Annotated in this window: 17 protein-coding genes; 13 read left to right on the top strand and 4 right to left on the bottom strand. The window is 43.5% G+C overall.

Annotated elements, in window-relative coordinates; genetic code table 11:
- The first annotated feature begins 26 nt into the window (after positions 1–26).
- The 4 genes from E7Z59_RS11115 to E7Z59_RS11100 all read left to right on the top strand — a co-directional run bounded on the left by E7Z59_RS11115 (position 27) and on the right by E7Z59_RS11100 (position 5,491).
- Positions 27–1,235, top strand: a complete 1,209-nt coding sequence (locus tag E7Z59_RS11115; protein WP_136336428.1) for an Nramp family divalent metal transporter — start codon at positions 27–29, stop codon at positions 1,233–1,235.
- 48 nt (positions 1,236–1,283) lie between these two features.
- A complete protein-coding gene (lipA, locus tag E7Z59_RS11110; RefSeq protein WP_136336427.1) occupies positions 1,284–2,162 on the top strand; it encodes a lipoyl synthase in 879 nt (292 codons plus the stop codon).
- Positions 2,163–2,224: 62 nt separating this feature from the next.
- Positions 2,225–3,226, top strand: coding sequence for a type I glyceraldehyde-3-phosphate dehydrogenase (gene gap / locus E7Z59_RS11105; RefSeq protein ID WP_136336902.1), 1,002 nt, complete (start codon positions 2,225–2,227; stop codon positions 3,224–3,226).
- A 27-nt stretch (positions 3,227–3,253) separates the two neighbouring features.
- Positions 3,254–5,491, top strand: a complete 2,238-nt coding sequence (locus E7Z59_RS11100; protein WP_136336426.1) for a response regulator — start codon at positions 3,254–3,256, stop codon at positions 5,489–5,491.
- On the opposite strand, the gene lpxK is transcribed toward E7Z59_RS11100, so the two are convergent.
- Positions 5,486–6,496: a tetraacyldisaccharide 4'-kinase gene (gene lpxK, locus E7Z59_RS11095; protein WP_136336425.1), complete on the bottom strand. Its 1,011-nt coding sequence runs from the start codon at positions 6,494–6,496 to the stop codon at positions 5,486–5,488. The two genes, E7Z59_RS11100 and lpxK, sit on opposite strands and share 6 nt — an antisense overlap.
- A 43-nt stretch (positions 6,497–6,539) precedes the next feature.
- On the opposite strand from lpxK, the gene E7Z59_RS11090 reads away from it, so the two are divergent.
- The 4 genes from E7Z59_RS11090 (at position 6,540) to E7Z59_RS11075 (ending at position 10,807) form a co-directional block, all read left to right on the top strand.
- Positions 6,540–7,634 (top strand): Nif3-like dinuclear metal center hexameric protein, encoded by a 1,095-nt coding sequence (locus E7Z59_RS11090; RefSeq protein ID WP_136336424.1) that lies wholly within the window; start codon positions 6,540–6,542, stop codon positions 7,632–7,634.
- Between the two features lie 5 nt (positions 7,635–7,639).
- Complete coding sequence (locus E7Z59_RS11085) at positions 7,640–8,419, top strand: zinc ribbon domain-containing protein (protein WP_136336423.1); 780 nt, start codon at positions 7,640–7,642, stop codon at positions 8,417–8,419.
- 119 nt (positions 8,420–8,538) lie between these two features.
- Positions 8,539–8,955 carry a DUF4174 domain-containing protein gene (locus E7Z59_RS11080; protein WP_136336422.1) on the top strand — a complete coding sequence of 139 codons (417 nt, stop codon included), beginning with the start codon at positions 8,539–8,541 and terminating at the stop codon, positions 8,953–8,955.
- A gap of 10 nt (positions 8,956–8,965) precedes the next feature.
- On the top strand, positions 8,966–10,807 hold the full coding sequence (locus E7Z59_RS11075) for an ABC transporter ATP-binding protein (RefSeq protein WP_136336421.1): 1,842 nt from the start codon (positions 8,966–8,968) through the stop codon (positions 10,805–10,807).
- Between the two features lie 8 nt (positions 10,808–10,815).
- Here E7Z59_RS11075 and E7Z59_RS11070 read toward each other — a convergent pair whose 3' ends face one another.
- From E7Z59_RS11070 to E7Z59_RS11060, 3 genes are all read right to left on the bottom strand, one after another.
- Positions 10,816–10,998 (bottom strand): hypothetical protein, encoded by a 183-nt coding sequence (locus E7Z59_RS11070; RefSeq protein ID WP_136336420.1) that lies wholly within the window; start codon positions 10,996–10,998, stop codon positions 10,816–10,818.
- Positions 10,999–11,006: 8 nt separating this feature from the next.
- Positions 11,007–11,846, bottom strand: a complete 840-nt coding sequence (locus E7Z59_RS11065; RefSeq protein ID WP_136336419.1) for a VOC family protein — start codon at positions 11,844–11,846, stop codon at positions 11,007–11,009.
- A 160-nt stretch (positions 11,847–12,006) separates the two neighbouring features.
- Positions 12,007–13,353, bottom strand: coding sequence for an FAD-dependent oxidoreductase (locus E7Z59_RS11060; protein ID WP_136336418.1), 1,347 nt, complete (start codon positions 13,351–13,353; stop codon positions 12,007–12,009).
- A 207-nt stretch (positions 13,354–13,560) separates the two neighbouring features.
- On the opposite strand from E7Z59_RS11060, the gene E7Z59_RS11055 reads away from it, so the two are divergent.
- From E7Z59_RS11055 to E7Z59_RS11035, 5 genes are all read left to right on the top strand, one after another.
- Positions 13,561–13,803 (top strand): magnesium transporter CorA family protein, encoded by a 243-nt coding sequence (locus E7Z59_RS11055; protein ID WP_136336417.1) that lies wholly within the window; start codon positions 13,561–13,563, stop codon positions 13,801–13,803.
- Between the two features lie 72 nt (positions 13,804–13,875).
- Positions 13,876–14,025: a DUF2256 domain-containing protein gene (locus E7Z59_RS11050; RefSeq protein ID WP_136336416.1), complete on the top strand. Its 150-nt coding sequence runs from the start codon at positions 13,876–13,878 to the stop codon at positions 14,023–14,025.
- On the top strand, positions 13,995–15,308 hold the full coding sequence (locus tag E7Z59_RS11045) for a DASH family cryptochrome (RefSeq protein ID WP_136336415.1): 1,314 nt from the start codon (positions 13,995–13,997) through the stop codon (positions 15,306–15,308). Before E7Z59_RS11050 ends, E7Z59_RS11045 begins: the two co-directional genes overlap by 31 nt.
- 8 nt (positions 15,309–15,316) lie before the next feature.
- Positions 15,317–16,852, top strand: coding sequence for a cryptochrome/photolyase family protein (locus E7Z59_RS11040; RefSeq protein WP_136336414.1), 1,536 nt, complete (start codon positions 15,317–15,319; stop codon positions 16,850–16,852).
- Between the two features lie 599 nt (positions 16,853–17,451).
- Positions 17,452–18,213 (top strand): SDR family oxidoreductase, encoded by a 762-nt coding sequence (locus tag E7Z59_RS11035; RefSeq protein WP_136336413.1) that lies wholly within the window; start codon positions 17,452–17,454, stop codon positions 18,211–18,213.
- Positions 18,214–18,215: the final 2 nt, after the last annotated feature.

Genomic DNA, 18,215 nt, shown 5'->3' with positions numbered 1-18,215 from the left:
TATTTTTCGGCAAACGAATCTAACCTATGCAACTATTGAAAAGAATAGGTCCGGGGCTTTTGTTTGCCGGGGCCGCTATCGGGGTATCTCATTTGGTACAATCTACCCGGGCAGGAGCCGATTTTGGCTTCGGTCTGTTATGGGCGCTCCTGCTTATCCATCTCTTTAAATATCCTTTTTTTCAATACGGACCGAGGTATGCCATGGCTACCGGAGAGAGCCTGTTGCAGGGTTACCTGAAACTGGGAAAGGCTTTTCTTTTAGCCTATTTCATCCTTACGATGGCTACCATGTTCACCATTCAGACAGCAGTAACCATTGTAACTGCCGGCCTGGCAGCAAATCTTTTCGGCCTGACCGCAGACCCCGTTATCTGGAGTATCATTATTACGGTGATATGCACAGCTATCTTACTGTTCGGCCATTACAAATTATTGGACCGGCTTATGAAATACATCGTTCTGATTCTAACCCTTTGCACCTTATCTGCAGTGATCATTGCCCTGACCAACAGCAATCCTCCGGAACTTGACCAGGTATTCCCCACAGAGGGTGCTGCCCTGGCATTTTTGATCGCCTTTATGGGGTGGATGCCGGCCCCTATGGATATCTCGGTATGGCATTCATTATGGTCTATTGAAAAACAGCAGATAGCTCCCGAATACGATGCCGATAAAGCCTTAAACGATTTTAATCTCGGCTATGCCAGCACCATTATCCTTGGGGTGTTTTTTATAAGCCTGGGAGCTTTGGTCATGTATGACAGCGGAAATTCATTCAGTGCGGGGGCCGGAGCTTTTGCCTCTGAATTCATAAACCTTTACACCAGCAGCCTGGGAGAAAACACCTTTCTTATCATTGCTCTTGCCGGCTTTACCGCCATGGTCAGTACTACATTGACCACCCTTGACGCTTCACCCCGAACCATGGCCCAGGCTACCCAACTGATAACCGGTAAAAAAACGATATTCAATTTCACGTTCTGGATCGTTATTCTTGCTCTCGGAACCATAGGGATATTATTGTTCTTCCTTTCAGAGATGAAAACCCTGATCGATGTGGCTACCATTCTCTCTTTTCTTACCGCCCCTTTCTATGCGGCTCTTAACTTTCGACTCATCACCTCCAAACATACGCCAGAAGCTCAACGACCGGGAAAATTTATGGTTGTATTAAGCTGGAGCGGTATTGTATTTCTATGCGCCTTCAGTCTTTGGTATATAACAACACTTTAAGGAGATTATATCAGGAACTTTGTATCTTTGCCAAGATAAAATTTTGCTATGAGTACAATCACCGAACCTAAAGTTGCGGAACCCAGAAAGGGAAAACCAAAATGGTTACGTGTAAAATTACCTACGGGTAAAAAGTATACAGAATTACGCGGATTGGTTGACAAATACAATCTGCACACCATCTGTACCTCAGGAAGCTGCCCCAATATGGGAGAGTGCTGGGGAGAAGGTACTGCAACTTTTATGATCCTTGGAAATACCTGCACCCGGTCTTGCGGGTTTTGCGGGGTTAAAACGGGGCGTCCTGAAACCGTTGACTGGGAAGAGCCTGAGAAGGTAGCCCGGTCCATAAAGATCATGAACATCAAACATGCCGTAATTACTTCGGTTGATCGTGATGATCTTAAAGACATGGGATCTATTATCTGGGCAGAAACCGTTAAAGCCATCAGGCGCATGAATCCAACTACGACGCTGGAGACTTTAATTCCCGATTTCCAGGGCGTAGAGCGCAATATAGATCGTATCGTAGAGGTTTCACCCGAGGTGGTATCTCACAACATGGAAACCGTAAAACGACTAACCCGTGAGGTACGAATTCAGGCAAAATACGAGCGCAGCCTGGGGGTTTTAAAATACCTGAAAGACCAGGGTATCAGACGCACCAAGTCGGGTATTATGCTCGGATTGGGAGAAGAGGAAAAAGAAGTCATTCAAACCCTGCATGACCTGAGAGAGGCCAACGTAGACATCGTTACTATCGGGCAGTACCTACAGCCTTCTAAAAAGCATTTACCGGTACACTCATTCATTACCCCCGATCAGTTTGACAAATACCGGGAGATAGGACTGGATCTTGGTTTCCGTCATGTGGAAAGCGGGGCGCTGGTGCGGTCTTCCTATAAAGCTCATAAACATATCGAGTAATTCCATTTTATGGTATAATAAACCCCGCCATGGCGGGGTTTGTCATCTTTAACAACAACGAATTGAAAACGATCAACATTGGTATTAACGGATTCGGACGTATTGGCAGAACCCTGTTCCGGCAGTTAATCAACCACCCTTTTATTCGCGTGGTCGCCATCAATGACCTGGCCGACGCAAGAACCCTAAGCCACTTATTGAAGTACGATAGCATACACGGGGTACTAAAAGAAGAAATCGGATATGAGGAAGGCAGGATCCTTGTAAATGGTCGGGCTATTTCCTTAACCTCTTTTAAAACTCCCGAAGCCATCACCTGGCCGGAACCTGTTCACTATGTGGTGGAGGCCACGGGTAAATTTAAAACGCGGGAGGCTCTTCAGGGCCACCTGAAAGGAACCGTAGAAAAGGTCATTTTAAGTGTACCTCCTGAAGATGAAGACATTAAAATGATCGTAATGGGGGTCAACGAACACCAGCTTGACGGGACTGAGGATATCATCTCAAACGCCTCCTGTACCACCAACAACGCTGCCCCTATGATCAAGATCATTGATGAGTTATGCGGGATAGAACAGGCCTACATTACCACCATCCACTCCTACACGACGGATCAGAGCCTGCACGACCAGCCTCACCGGGATCTGCGCAGAGCAAGAGCTGCCTCCCAATCTATTGTACCTACTACTACGGGAGCTGCCAAAGCCCTGACTCATATATTTCCGAACCTGAGTCATGTTATTGGAGGATGCGGCATCAGAGTTCCCGTGCCCGATGGCTCTCTGACCGATATCACCTTCAACGTTAAAAAGGAGGTTACCATCAAAGAGGTGAATGCAGCCTTTAAAGAAGCTGCTGAAAATTCATTAAAAAATATTCTTGTTTACACTGAAGATCCTATTGTATCGGTAGATATTATTAACGCCACCGCCTCCTGCACGTTTGATGCCCAGATGACCTCGGTTATCGGAAAACGCATGGTGAAGATCATAGGATGGTATGACAATGAATCAGGGTACAGTAGTCGATTGATAGATTTGATAGAGTACTTAAATCAGAATTAACTATATTTAAGCTCTTAACTTACTCCTATGCGGTACATTATACTCGTCATAGCGTTTTTATTATTGCCTTGCAACCTCGTTGCCCAGGATGATGTGATCATTAAGGACAGCCTGCAGGGTATTGTAAAAAAGTTCTACAAAGAAAAGAACCTGGGAGACTACGAGGGTGCCCTCGATGAACTCAACAGGGCATTTCAGCTGGCCACCATTCTCGATGACGACCGCATCAATATTGACCTCTATAACCTCAATACGATTTTAAACCTGGAGTTTAACCAGCAAAACAGTCCGAAACTCAGTTTAAGACTTGCTCAATCTGACTTTTTTGACAGTGATTCCTATCCCGAAGGCAAAGCCAGTTCTACAATCTTACAGGCCTATGTAAATGCCCGAAAAAGAATGACCGAAGAAGCTCTTGAGGACATTCGAAGAGCCGATGCCATTTTAGAAGATATAGACCCGGAGCTGTTAAGTGAGAATACAAAACAATTGATCAATTTTTACAAGGCTCTTACCTACAAGGAGCTGGATGATTATAACAATGCTAAGGTCTATTTCAACGAGGTCATGCAGAATGATCACCGTTTTGAAAACGAATACCTGCGTGCCAAGGCCTACCTGAACATGGCCGACATCTTTTTGGATGAGTATAATTTCGCCAGTGCCGAATATCAACTGAAAAATGCACTTTTGGTGGCAGGTCAATACGAATATCCTAAGATCCTGAAAGATGCTCATTATCTCTATTCGCAGCTTCAGGAAAAACAAGGAGACTGGAGAGAGGCTTTCTACCACTCCAAGAGTGCCGACAGTATTAATACCCTGTACTTTAATCCGGAGACCTTATTGGCACAGGGGAAGGCCTCCCGTGAAAATGTAACAGACATCTACATTAAAACCATTGATTATTTAACCAAGGATAATGAAGAAAAGGATGAGGTTACCAACCGGTCAAAGTTAACTTCCGTGCTGAGTTCGGCCCTTCTGATCATCATATCACTACTCACCATTTCTCTATACCGCAATAACCAGATCAAGATCAAAACCAATGAACTCCTGGTAAAGAAAAACAAGGAATTGCGTATTGCTAAAGAAAATGCAGAACAGGCGATGAAGACAAAGAGTCAGTTTTTATCGACTGTGAGCCATGAGCTGCGAACTCCGCTCTATGCGGTAACCGGACTAACCCATTTATTGCTGGAAGAAGACCCAAAAGAGAATCAGAAACCTCATTTAGAGTCACTGAAATTTTCAGGGGAATACCTTCTTGACTTTATTAACGACATCCTGCAGATCAATAAGATCGATGCTAACAAGGTTGCCGTAGAGCATCAGCAATTTGACCTGAGAAAAACGCTTCATGATGTATGCCATTCTCTTGACCAAACGGCTAAAGAGAATAACAACAATATTTTGGTGGAAATAGCACCCGACATTCCAAATAAACTCCTGGGTGATCCCCTTAAACTTTCTCAGATCTTTATCAACCTGGTGGGTAATGCACTTAAGTTTACCCAGAGCGGAAATGTTACCATCATAGCCCGCCCTATCGAAAAAGATCAGGGCAATATGAGAATTCATTTTGAAGTGGTTGATGAAGGGATAGGCATCTCCAAGGAAATGCAGGAGAATATTTTTGACAGTTTCTCACAGGGCTCGGTACAGATCAACCGTAAATATGGAGGAACAGGATTGGGACTTACTATTGTAAAAAGTCTGCTCGGCCTGTTTAACAGTAATATACAGCTGGAGAGTGAACTTGGTAAAGGAAGTCGTTTCTTCTTTGATATTGTTTTTGATATACCAGAAACAGAACCCGTTACCATAGAAGGTGAGCAGGAAATTCTGCCTACAGAAAAAGATCTGGAAAGCATCCTGGCCAACCTTCATATTCTGATCGTGGAAGATAATAAGATCAACCAGGTGATCACCAAAAAAATGCTCGACAAAAAAGAGATCACCTCCGATATAGCTAATGATGGTTACGAAGCTATTGACAAGGTTAAGGCCAATGAATACGACCTGGTTTTAATGGATATTCACATGCCCGGAATCAGCGGGCTTGCAGCTACAGAACAGATCAGGACCTTTAACACAACCCTGCCCATCGTTGCCCTGACAGCCATCACACTTGATGAAAACACAGATGATTTTTTCAAAGCAGGTTGTACCGACATTATTACCAAACCATTTAAACCTGAAACCTTCTACGGAACCATAGCCAAGGTGATCAGAAATTCAAAAGAAAGCGTCAAAGACTCATAAGGAGTAGTTGCCTATAACAGACAGAAGCTTAGCGGTAAGCACAGCCTTTCCTTCACCCAGCATTTTGATCTTAATGGGCAGGTAATACACCTTTTCAAGTTGAGATTCAAGACGTACAAAGTCCTTTTCGGTGGTTAGTACGAATTTCTTTTGCTGCAAATTTTTGATTTCACCTTCTGAGAAGTTATGATGATCTGGAAATGACAAATGATCATAATGAAGTCCTAAACCATCCAGGTGTTGCAATAAAGGTTCAGGCGTAGCGATCCCGGTAACCAGGCTCGCATGATCAGGAATACCTGATAGCGGCATACGTTCGCCTTGCCGGTTGTATATAAATTCATCGTAGTCTATCGTGGCAAAACACAGCTGCTGATGAGGCTTTGGCTGCAGCCTGTTCTCTATGAGTTTCATTTCTGAAGTACTCATGGCTGCCGGGCATTTGGTTACTACGATAATATCTGCCCTGGCAGCCTGATTTTTGGTATCCCTGAGATTACCCGCCGGCAATATAACATCATCTGTATACAGATCGCCATAGGCCGTCAATAGAACATACATCCCTGCCCTGACCTTTCTATGCTGAAAGGCATCATCTAAAAGAATCACCTCCGGGTTGATTTGTTTTCGAAGTCTTTTGATACCCTCTGTTCTGTTTGCATCTACGGCCACAGCAACATCGGGAAATTTCCGGTAAAATTGAAAGGGCTCATCTCCGAGTTCACCCACTCGGGCATCAGGGCCGGCAAGCACATACCCCTTTGAGCTTCTTTTGTATCCTCTGCTTAATAATGCAACACGATACTTATCTTTTAAAAGTCGGGCGATATACTCGGTCATAGGTGTCTTGCCGGTACCCCCAACCCTGAGATTACCAATGCAGATCACCGGCATATCAAAGGAGGTGGAAGAAAACCACCCCCTGTCATACCCATAATTTCGCAACCAAATAATCCCACCGTAAAGCCAGGAAACAGGAAGTAGTATTTTTCGCAACAAGCGCATGGAAGCGAAATTAGAATATTTATCTTTGAAAAAAAACCTGCCTATGACAATTAAAGAGATCACCGCCCTGGTAGAAGAAATTGCACCCTTATCCTATGCGGAAGATTTTGACAATACAGGGCTCTTAGTAGGTCATGCAGACCGGGAATGCACCGGGGTTTTGGTAACCCTCGACACCCTCGAAGAGGTGGTTGACGAAGCTATTGAGAAGGGGTGCAACCTGATCTTTAGTTTTCATCCCATCATTTTCGGAGGACTTAAAAAGATCACAGGTCGTTCCTATGTGGAGCGGGTTGTGCTCAAGGCAATTAAGAACGACATTGCAATTTATGCCATTCACACGGCCCTTGATAACAGTTTTCAGGGAGTCAATGCCAGGATGTGTGAGGTACTCGGCCTGAAAAACCAAAAAATCCTGATACCCAAAACAGGAACCATCAAGAAACTAATCACCTTCATTCCCTCTGAACATGCCGATACCCTGAGAACAGCCTTGTTCCAGGCCGGAGCCGGAAATATTGGCAACTACAGTCACTGCAGCTTCAACCTGGAAGGTACCGGAACCTTTAAGGGAGAGGAAGGTTCACAGCCTCAATACGGAAAAAAAGGTGAACTGCACCGGGAAACAGAAACCCAGGTAGGCGTTACCTTTGAAAAGCATTTAGAAAAGGTCATCCTCAAAACCTTATTCGAAAACCATCCTTACGAAGAGGTAGCCTACGAAGTACACACCCTCGACAACACCCACCAGCATATTGGGATAGGAATGACAGGAGAATTTCAGGAACCTATGAAGGAAGCCGATTTTCTAAGACTGGTGAAAGAGGTTTTTAATACCGGTTGTGTTCGTCATTCGGCTCAGACAGGAAAACCTGTTAAAAAAGTTGCGGTACTGGGAGGCAGCGGCGCGTTTGGTATCAACCACGCAATAGCCTCTGGTGCAGACGCCTATGTTACAGGAGATCTTAAATACCATGACTTCTACAAGGCTGAGGGTAAGATCCTTCTGGCAGACCCCGGGCATTACGAGACTGAGCAGTTTACAAAAAATCTTTTAGTTGAGTATCTTAGAAAAAAAATCGCTAATTTTGCAATCGTTTTATCAGTTTGCAATACAAATCCCGTCAAGTATTTATAATTCATATGGCAAAGAAAACAGAAGTAACCGTCGAAGAAAAGCTAAGGACACTTTACGACCTTCAATTAATCGACTCACGTATTGACGAGATCAGAAACGTCAGAGGAGAACTTCCTCTGGAGGTTGAAGATCTGGAAGATGAAGTAGAAGGTCTTAAAACAAGACTGGAAAAGCTAAACGGGAGCCTTGAGGATATCAATACCGATATCGCCAACAAGAAAAATCTTATCGAGGAGGCTAAAGCCCTTATCAAAAAATACAGCGAGCAGCAAAAAAACGTTCGTAACAACAGAGAATTTAACTCTCTTTCAAAGGAGATCGAATACCAGGAACTTGAAATTCAATTAGCTGAGAAGCACATCAAAGAGTTCAAGGTACAGATCGAGCAGAAGAAGGAAGTGATCGCTCAAACCAAGGAGAAGCTTGGAGAAAGAGAAACACACCTTAAACACAAAAAGAACGAGCTAAACGATATTCTTGCTGAAACTGAAAAAGAAGAGCAAGCCCTTATCGGTAAAAGCTCAGAGTATGAAGGACTTATTGAAGACCGTCTGCTGAAAGCATATAAGCGAATTCGCGGTAGTGTAAAGAACGGACTTGCAGTAGTACCTATCGAAAGAGGTGCTTCAGGAGGTTCATTTTTCACCATCCCTCCACAGGTACAGATGGAGATCGCTTCCAGAAAAAAGATCATCATTGATGAGCACAGTGGACGAATCCTGGTTGATCCTGCCCTGGCCGATGAAGAGAAAGAAAAAATGCAGGAGCTATTTGATTCCTTCTAAAACAAAATACACTTTGCAATAAGACCGCTTTTGAGCGGTCTTTTTTTTGCTTTAGCACACCCCCTTACACAGATAATCTGATATTTCGTAACTTCCCCTAAGGCGATTAACAGGGTGTTATGGTAATTTCTTTATGGATTCTTTTGTTTAGTTTAGGATCGATCCCTCAGATCGAGCCCAAGGATTTTACCTGGAAGAACCGCTTACTTATCATTGCAGACCCCAAGGCAGAAACCCCTGAAAATTCTGCCGTTCACACTGAATTCATGAAACGATCTTCAGAGAATCAGGAACGCGATCTTCTCATCATTTTCATCTCAGATAACAGTATATGGCTGCAAAACAACTTTCAAAATGCAAAGGTCTCTCTATGGCGAGAACACTTTCAACTTTCCCTGGATTTTACCGGAGTTGTTCTGGTGGGCAAGGATGGTGGAAAAAAACTTACTACTGAAGGTCTGATCACCCCGAGGGAAGTCTACGATCTCATTGACAGTATGCCTATGCGCCAAATGGAAATGAAACAAAAAAACTAACCTGACCACCATGCCCCGAAGTCGTTTAAAATCCATCAAAGACGTACACACCAAAAAGCCCTCTTTAAAGGATTCCTTTTCGGCCTTCCGCTATATACCTCGTTTCTTTCGGGAGATCGGTAAACACCACCCGAAAATGTTCCTGCTCAACCTCCTGGCCCGCCTGGTGAACGCTTTCTCGCCGGTGGCCATTCTCTGGACCGGGAAACTGATCATTGATGCCATTGTTTTACAGATCAAAACTCCTGAGACTGAGCCGACCTTATTATGGAAATATGTGGCCCTGGAATTTTTTATTGTTCTGGTATCTGACCTGATCAACCGCGCCATCACGCTTACAGACGGACTTCTGGGAGACCTTTATTCCAATACTTCCTCGATCAAGATCATCAGAAAAACCAGGGAGATCGGGATCGAAGAACTCGAAGACCCTGATTTCTATGATAAATTAGAACGGGCCCGAACACAAACCAGTAGTCGCGTTAACCTCATGTCGAATGTACTGACCCAACTACAAAGCCTGGTAAGTATCATAACGCTTATTACCGGACTTATATTCTTTGAACCCTGGTTGATCGGGTTGCTGATCATCAGCATCATTCCTTCGTTTATCAATGAGATCTACTTCAGTTCTTCATCTTACTCTCTTGCAAGAAGCTGGACCACAGAACGACGCGAACTGGATTACCTGCGCTATATAGGAGCCAACGACAAAACCGCACGGGAAGTAAAGCTATTTGGCCTCACTGATTTCATTGCAGGTCGTTTCAAAAAATTATCCGATCAATATTACCAACTCAACAAAGATATCGCCGTTAAACGCACCTGGTACACGGCCATTTTCAATCTCCTTGGCACCCTCACCTATTACGGGGCGTATATTCTGATCATCTACAGGGTGATCACAGGAATCCTTACCCTGGGAGAACTGACCTTTTTAAGCGGATCGTTCAACCGTTTGCGAAACAGTTTACAAGCTTTTTTCTACCGGCTCACCAGAATTGCCGAGAGCGCCCTCTACCTGAAAGATTACTTTGATTTTATAGATCTCAAGCCTGCCCCAACAACAAACAAGACTTTTAAAATACCAACCTCTATTCAGGAAGGGTTTTGTTTTGAACGGGTTTCCTTTTCTTATCCCGGGAGCACTCAAAAAGTACTTGACAACATCAGTTTCGAGTTGAGATCGGGAGAGAAAATGGCTTTTGTAGGCGAAAATGGTGCAGGTAAAACCACCCTGATCAAATTACTGCTTCGATTCTATGAACCCACCGGAGGGAGGATCCTGCTGGATGGCACCGATATACGTGAGTTTAACAGGGAGGCCTATCAAAAGATCTTCGGAGTGATCTTCCAGGATTTCTTCAGGTATGAATTCACCTTGAGAGAAAACATCGCTGTGGGTAAGATCGAAGACCTGGACGACCTGGACAAGATCGCAGCGGCCGCACGTTTGAGCCTCGCCAATGAAGTGGTAAAAGAAATGGAATCAGGTTATGAACAGCAACTTGGAAAACGTTTTAAAAAAGGCATCGAATTATCAGGCGGACAGTGGCAGAAAATTGCTCTTGCCCGAGCTTATATGAAAGACGCCGATGTACTTATTTTAGATGAACCCACCTCTGCCCTGGATGCTAAGGCCGAGTACGAGGTTTTTGAGCGCTTTATGGAACTCACCCATGGCAAAACCAGCATTATTATCTCACACCGCTTCAGTACAGTGCGCATGGCAGACCGTATCCTGGTATTGCAAAACGGCAAAGTTCTTGAATCCGGAAATCATGAAGAGCTGATGTCCAATAATTCACTTTATGCTGAATTATTCTCGCTTCAGGCGGCAGGATACCAATAAGCCCCCGGCTACCAGCGTCCTCCGTTGTAAACCCCAACATTAATATTGGGCTGCACCCTTGGTCCTCCGGGCCCCCAGACCACATCGACACCCGCACTGGTACCCCAGCGGGCATTGGCACAGGAACTCACTGCAAGTACCAATAAAAGCACAATAAAAAATGAAGCTATAACAGATGAAATACGTTTCATACTTCTAATTAATTTTTGTTCTGTACACATAAAAGTGCTCCCTGCGGGTCCTGGAAAACTCCAACCTTCCCGTTTCGAACCTCGGGAGAAGGCTGTAACACAACGAAGGCTCCGGCATCTTCAGCCTTTTCTACGGTTCCCGTCGGATCGCTGGATTGCACATAGGGCACCCATTGGGTTCCTTGATTGGTAATGGGATTCTGTATCATTCCCGCCAGAGGCTTACCTCCCGACATAAACACCCAATAAGGTCTGCCTCCATTACTCTTGTCATCAATGGTTACACCAAATACCCCTTTATAAAATACCCCTGATTCTTCCGGGTTATCTGACCAAAGTTCAGACCAGAGCCATCGGTTTTCGCCTTCTGCTTCGATGGCACTCATCTCTGATTCTCCTTTGATCACAATAAATGAAAACTCCTCCCCGGAAGAACTCTCCAAAACGGTTTGCACACCCCTCCCCATGATCTCTGCCTGGGGCAAAAGCACTTTACCACCCTGACGCTTCGCCTGGGCAACCCTTTCATCCATCTGCGATATCACTATAGCCTTGACCCATACAGCCGTATTTGCCTTAGGCACTTCCAATACCCCAGCCACGGGCTTACCTCCTGAATAGAAGGTCCCCATTCGAAGTCCATTGCCCTCTATTACACGAAGTTCCCACCCAAAAACGGCTTCATAAAATGCCTTCGACTGATAAATATCCGGGGTCACCAGGTCATGCCAAATAATATTTTCAGCAAAGACCGGATCATCAGCATCCTCAGAAAGTGTAGTTATAGAGGTGAGTCCGAAAAGAAGAAAGAAGATGAGGCCAGTTTGCAGTTGATTAAATAGATACATTGCTATTACCGGATTATAATTTCACTATTAACTATTTGATTTTCAAAAAGTTAAAGCTAAATATAAAACAACTGTACCACAAATACCAATAAGTTCATTAATATCACCTCCTACCCGGTTGAAGAATGAAAATCGAAGGGAGATCTCAGATGATCCTTCTTTATGAAGAAGCCAGCAGTTCAAGGATACGAGCTTCTACCCTCTCAGTTTGCCACTCGCCTTTTATATTTTCCATTTTCATCACTTCATCCATAATACGCTGCTGACGTTCATCTTCATGCAGGGCCTCGGCATAGGGTTTGGTACTAAAGGTAACACGGGTGTAAAGCGGAATCCATTTATCAGGATGCTTCTCTGAAAACCAATTTTCGATCTTTTTTCTGAGAAGAAAATCCGGATCGGCAGTCTTAGAGCTCATTTCACGAAAATTCCGAAGACTTAGCTCAGCAATAGCATCAGCATTTGGTTTGCGCTGTTGTTCATATTGCTTGAAGATGGTTTCCCAGTCATCACCATGAACATTCATCAGATCATTCAAAAGCGCAATATCTTCAAATCCTGCGTTCATGCCCTGACCGTAAAAAGGAACGATCGCATGAGCAGAATCACCAACCAGGGCCACCTTATCCCAATACGTCCACGGAAAGCACTTTATAGTGACCAACGTACTGGTAGGGTTCTGAAAAAAATACTTCTTCAAATTATCGATCTCCCCCCGGACGTCTTCAAAATAATGACCGAAAAAATTCTCTACTGTTTTTTCATCGTGAAGAGCCTCAAAAGAGTTGTCGCCCTGGAGGGGCATAAACAACGTACAGGTAAAACTTCCGTCAAGATTAGGCAGTGCAATGAGCATAAAGTTACCCCTGGGCCAAATATGTAAAGAATTCTTATCAAGCTTATGCGTACCATCAGGGTTGGCTGGAATGGTAAGTTCTTTATAACCGGCCTCCAGAAACTCCTGACTGTAATTGAACAAACTTCTTCGCTGCATTTTATGCCTCACCCGCGAAAATGCACCATCTGCTCCAAACACATGATCGTATGCCACCGGAGACCAGGGCTCATTTTCACTCTCTCCCAAAAAAATGGTAGCTTCCGGTAAGGCCACATCCCACACCTTCGACTCAAAAATGAATTTTGCTCCCGCCTCCTCTGCCAGGTCGATCATCTTTTTATTCAAAACACCACGGGAAATAGAATAAATAGCCTCCCCTTCTTTTCCGTAATACTGAAAGTACACATCACCCTCCATGGGGTGAATGGCCCTTTTATCCATGGGAATCCCTAAACTTTTTATCTCCTCATCAATTCCAACACTTCGAAGACTCTTCCATCCGCGATCAGACATGGCCAGGTTAATAGAGCGGCCTGAAAACTCGGTCTGCCTGATATCCGGTCTTCGGTCATAGACATCAACCTGGTGACCTCGTTTTTCCAGATAAATAGCTAATAAACTTCCTACGAGTCCGCTGCCGATAATGGCAATTCTTTTGGGATGTTGCATAATGAATAAAAAAATTCCCGCAATAGCGGGCACTGTTCAAAGTTAACAAATAATAACCGGTTTATAGCACAACACAAAAGCAAAGGGGTTTTGACATCATAAATCAACAAGACTTCCATGTACGCCATCAACAGACCCTAAAAGGCTTTAAAATAAGTCTTTAGATGATTTTTTGTATCTTATTGCGAATCCAAAAACACAAAAATTATGGACGAAGCTAAATTGGCACACATGAGAAAGCTACTTTCTAAACTGGAAGATATTAAAAACACCCAGGAAAGCAGTATTGATAAAATTAATCATGTGATCACCGATCTCTTCCAACACCCTGACCCAAAACTTGAAAAGGTGATGGAAGAGGCCCACCAAAGAGCATCAGACAATGTAGACATGGTTCGTGAAGCTATGAACGCCTATGAAGAACGGGTGAAAAAATTAACTCCCGAATAATTTTGTTTAAGATTAACATAAATAAATTAAACAATTATTACATTAGTCAGGCCGGAATTTCCGGCCTGACCTATGAAACACCGAAAGAAAAGTGACCTCCCCGTGAAGATCTGTGCGAACTGTCAAAGGCCTTTTACCTGGCGTAAAAAATGGGCAAAGCATTGGGACGAGGTAAAATATTGCAGTGAACGATGCAGAACAACAAAGAAAAAGTCGGTTTAATTTGGTTTAAGAATAACCTGCGTGTATTTGATAATCGTGCCCTGACCAAAGCCTGTGAAGATAATGAAGTCGTGATCGCAGCCTATTTTTTTAACCCCGACGATTACCGAAAAACACATTGGGGATTTCCAAAAACCGGAAAGTATCGACTTAAATTTTTATTAGAGTCCCTCGACGTACTACAGACCGACTTGCAACAACTGAAAATACCTCTTCTTATAGCCGTTGAAAAACCGGAAATAGGTATAAAGCAAATGGTCAAAGACCTGGGCATTTCAAACATATACACCCAGAATGAATGGACCGCAGAAGAACACCTTATTATTAAAAAGGTTAAAAAGCAGACAGGAATTCCCGTAAACTTGTTTTACGACCAATTTCTGATTCATCCTGATGATCTTCCCTTTACCGATCCGGGTGACGTTCCGGATGTATTTACAAGATTTCGAAAGATCTGTGAAAAGAGCTGGCAAGTGCTGCCTCCTATTCCGGCCCCTCCCCCAATGAAAAGATCTGTGGTATTGGAGAACTTTAGATCCTCCATACCTTCTCCCAAAGAGCTGGGTCTTGATCCCGCAGTACCCGACCCCAGATCGGCCTTCCCTTTTACAGGGGGCAGTACCGCGGCATTGGAGCGTATTGATCATTATTTCTGGCGCAGCAAAAAGCTGGGGTTCTACAAAAGAACACGGAACGGTTTAGTTGGGGCTGACTACAGTTCAAAATTATCTCCCTGGCTTGCCAATGGTAGTATATCAGCCCGGTATATTTATGAAGAGGTCAAAAAGTTTGAAAAACAGGAGATCAAGAACCAGGATACTTATTGGCTTATTTTTGAATTGTTATGGAGAGATTACTTCAAATATATCTCTATGAAATACGGCAATGAAATCTTCTCTTTAGGTGGCATTTTAAACCGGGATTATGAATGGGAAAACAACGAAGATCGTTTTGAGGAATGGTCGGCCGGAAAAACAGGAAACGATTTTGTAGATGCCAATATGCTTGAACTTCTTCATACGGGGTGGATGAGCAACAGAGGCAGGCAAAATGTTGCCTCCTATTGGGCCAAAGAGCTTAGGCAGGATTGGCGTAAAGGTGCCGCCTGGTTCGAAGCCATGCTCATTGACTATAATGTTCACAGCAATTGGGGAAACTGGATGTATGCCAGTGGTGTCGGCAACGACCCCAGAGATCGCAAATTCAACACCAAAACCCAGGCCGAACGGTACGATAAGAACGGAGCTTTCAGAAAACGGTGGCTGCAGCACTCTTTATTTTAGGCTAAGACATGAAAACAATACGACTTATTTTGGGGGACCAGTTAAACACAAACCATTCCTGGTTTACTCAAACAGATAATGACGTGGTATACCTGATGGCTGAGATGAAACAGGAGGCCGAATATGTTACTCATCACATTCAAAAACTGCTGGCCTTCTTTTCTGCCATGCGCAGGTTTTCCAAACACCTGGAAGAACTCGGTCATTGTGTACATTACCTGCACATTAGTGACCCAAATAACCCTCACGACCTGGAAGTTATCGTAAAAGACACCATTTCTACTTATAAGGCAGAGCGCTTTGAATACCAGCTGCCTGACGAGTATCGGCTTGACCGTCAACTTAACGACATTGCCGGCAAACTTAAGATCGAGACCAGGGTCGCAGATACTGAACACTTTTACACTGAACGCAACGAGTTAGAGACATTTTTTAAGGGAAAGAAACAACTGTTAATGGAGAGCTTTTACCGAATGATGCGCAAAAAGCATGAAATTCTTCTTACTGCAAACGGATCTCCTGAAGGCGGAAAATGGAATTACGACAAGAGCAATCGTAAAACTTGGGATGGCGAGCCTCCCCTTTTTCCCATGCCTGATTTTAAACACGATATGAAAGGACTGGTAAAAGAAATTGAAGATAGCGGGATCAAAAGTTTAGGAAGTTTTGATCCGGATAGATTCAATTGGCCATTAGACCGAAAGCAAGCCCTGCAACAACTGGAGTATTTTATCAATAAGGTCCTTCCTTATTTCGGAGACTACCAGGATGCCATGCATACGCAATCATCCTTTTTATTTCATTCCTGTCTTTCCTTCCCCTTAAATGCTAAGATCATTTCTCCGAAAGAAGTGGTCAATACAGTAGTACAGGCCTATTACAACGCTCCCGATGTTATACACATAAGCCAGGCAGAAGGGTTTATTCGTCAAATATTGGGATGGAGAGAATACATGAGAGGCATTTATTGGCTTGAAATGCCTGCCTATGGGAAGAAGAACTTTTTTAAAAACAAAAATGCCCTGCCTGAATTTTTCTGGACAGGGAAAACAAAAATGAACTGTTTAAGACATTGTATTGATGGAAGCCTGAAAAATGCCTATGCCCATCATATACAAAGACTGATGGTAACCGGGAATTTTGCATTACTCAACCAGACCGACCCCGGTGAAGTTGATAACTGGTACCTGGGTATTTACATTGATGCCGTAGAATGGGTAGAGATTACCAATACCCGGGGAATGAGTCAATACGCCGATGGTGGACTTCTGGCTACCAAACCCTATATCTCTTCTGCGAATTACATCAATAAGATGAGTAACTATTGTAAGTCGTGCTCTTATGACCCCAAGAAGAGAACCGGTAAAAACGCTTGTCCGTTCAATGCGCTTTACTGGAATTTCCTTGATGACAAACGGGAGCAACTTAAAAACAATCGTCGCATGGGTATGATGTACCATCTTTTAGATAAAATAGATCGGAAAGAATTGATTGAAATGAAAGAACGGAGCAAAGAAATTATGGAGGCTCCTGATCAGTTTTAAGAAATGAAAGTGCGAAGAATAACATAAAAATTAGGTTTAATATACATTTACGTACATCATTTTTAAGTAGTTTCATGGAATTGTAAAAAAACAGCATTTTTTTTCTTTTTTTTCAAGATATCAACATCCAAAATGGTTTTGTACCCGTATATAAAGTAATCATTACATAGTAGTAGGTATTAGTTTAGGGAAGAAAGCCCCTTGATCGATCTCAGATCAAGGGGCTTTTTGTTGATCCTCGGTAATTGCAGGCAGGGCAAGGTTTTCTAAGAATCCACCCTGGCTAAGAAATTCACCTCCATGCTTTTTTAAATTCAACTACTAAGCATTTAATAATCAAATGGTTATAATCTCCATCTCTAACAGGTATGAAAGATGGCGATTTGTAAAAAACAATTATTTTTTTTCAAATTTTAAGACTTATTAACATCCAAAATGGTTTCCTGCCCGTATATAAAGTAATCATTACATAGTAGTAGGTATTAGTTTAGGGAAGAAAGCCCCTTGGTCGATCTCAGATCAAGGGGCTTTTTGTATCGCCTTGTTTTCACTTTCGAATGCCTTTCAATATTCCTATATTAGTATATAAGCAAAATAACATGTGGCATTTAAAAGATAAGAAAGCATTAGTAACCGGAGGATCCAAAGGAATTGGGAGATCGTGTGTGGAAGAATTGGCTGCATTGGGGGCAGAAGTCATTTTTACCGGCAGAGATACCAAGGATCTTAAAAAACTGGAAGAAGAGCTTACTGCGAAAGGGCATCGTGTTAAGGGTATCGCCAGTGATGTAACCTCTTCACACGACAGAACAAAACTCTGGGCGTTGGTAAAAGATCATTTTCCGCATTTGGATATCCTTGTAAACAACGCAGGAATGAACATTCGTAAACCTGCCGTTTCCTACAGTGATCAGGAATTTCGGGAGGTCATGGAGGTAAATTTAATGGCCCCGTTTGAGTTATGCCGTTTGTTTTTTGCAATGCTAAAGTCCTCTCCTGCTGCTTCTGTCATCAATGTGGCTTCTGTAGCTGCCACCCTGGACGATCATACAGGAGCCCCATACGGAATGGCTAAATCAGGGCTTCTTCAAATGACACGAAGCCTGGCCGTTGAGTGGGCCTCTTACGGCATTCGTGTAAATGCGGTCTCCCCATGGTTCACCCTGACCCCATTAACCAGAGGGTTATTACAACAACCGGAAAAGATAGGACCGGTACTTCAACGAACCCCGTTGAGAAGGGTTGCCGAACCTCATGAGATTTCTTCTGTGATAGCATTCCTGGCCATGGACAAAGCCTCATATATTACCGGCCAGAATATTGTAGCCGATGGAGGAATGAGTATTAATGCCCTGTTATAGTG

The organism is Robertkochia marina (assembly GCF_004799345.1).
Classification (GTDB): Bacteria; Bacteroidota; Bacteroidia; order Flavobacteriales; family Flavobacteriaceae; genus Robertkochia; species Robertkochia marina.
This window is presented reverse-complemented; position numbering and strand designations above follow the sequence as displayed.

What these genes read in the sequence shown, in the direction of transcription:
- E7Z59_RS11070 (WP_136336420.1), bottom strand. Translation starts at nt 10,998, where the DNA reads ATGAAACGTATTTCATCTGTTATAGCTTCATTTTTTATTGTGCTTTTA.
- E7Z59_RS11075 (WP_136336421.1), top strand. Translation starts at nt 8,966, where the DNA reads ATGCCCCGAAGTCGTTTAAAATCCATCAAAGACGTACACACCAAAAAG.
- E7Z59_RS11065 (WP_136336419.1), bottom strand. Translation starts at nt 11,846, where the DNA reads ATGTATCTATTTAATCAACTGCAAACTGGCCTCATCTTCTTTCTTCTT.
- E7Z59_RS11115 (WP_136336428.1), top strand. Translation starts at nt 27, where the DNA reads ATGCAACTATTGAAAAGAATAGGTCCGGGGCTTTTGTTTGCCGGGGCC.
- E7Z59_RS11040 (WP_136336414.1), top strand. Translation starts at nt 15,317, where the DNA reads ATGAAAACAATACGACTTATTTTGGGGGACCAGTTAAACACAAACCAT.
- E7Z59_RS11045 (WP_136336415.1), top strand. Translation starts at nt 13,995, where the DNA reads ATGCAGAACAACAAAGAAAAAGTCGGTTTAATTTGGTTTAAGAATAAC.
- E7Z59_RS11060 (WP_136336418.1), bottom strand. Translation starts at nt 13,353, where the DNA reads ATGCAACATCCCAAAAGAATTGCCATTATCGGCAGCGGACTCGTAGGA.
- lpxK (WP_136336425.1), bottom strand. Translation starts at nt 6,496, where the DNA reads ATGCGCTTGTTGCGAAAAATACTACTTCCTGTTTCCTGGCTTTACGGT.
- E7Z59_RS11100 (WP_136336426.1), top strand. Translation starts at nt 3,254, where the DNA reads ATGCGGTACATTATACTCGTCATAGCGTTTTTATTATTGCCTTGCAAC.
- E7Z59_RS11090 (WP_136336424.1), top strand. Translation starts at nt 6,540, where the DNA reads ATGACAATTAAAGAGATCACCGCCCTGGTAGAAGAAATTGCACCCTTA.
- E7Z59_RS11085 (WP_136336423.1), top strand. Translation starts at nt 7,640, where the DNA reads ATGGCAAAGAAAACAGAAGTAACCGTCGAAGAAAAGCTAAGGACACTT.
- E7Z59_RS11050 (WP_136336416.1), top strand. Translation starts at nt 13,876, where the DNA reads ATGAAACACCGAAAGAAAAGTGACCTCCCCGTGAAGATCTGTGCGAAC.
- lipA (WP_136336427.1), top strand. Translation starts at nt 1,284, where the DNA reads ATGAGTACAATCACCGAACCTAAAGTTGCGGAACCCAGAAAGGGAAAA.
- E7Z59_RS11035 (WP_136336413.1), top strand. Translation starts at nt 17,452, where the DNA reads ATGTGGCATTTAAAAGATAAGAAAGCATTAGTAACCGGAGGATCCAAA.
- E7Z59_RS11080 (WP_136336422.1), top strand. Translation starts at nt 8,539, where the DNA reads ATGGTAATTTCTTTATGGATTCTTTTGTTTAGTTTAGGATCGATCCCT.
- E7Z59_RS11055 (WP_136336417.1), top strand. Translation starts at nt 13,561, where the DNA reads ATGGACGAAGCTAAATTGGCACACATGAGAAAGCTACTTTCTAAACTG.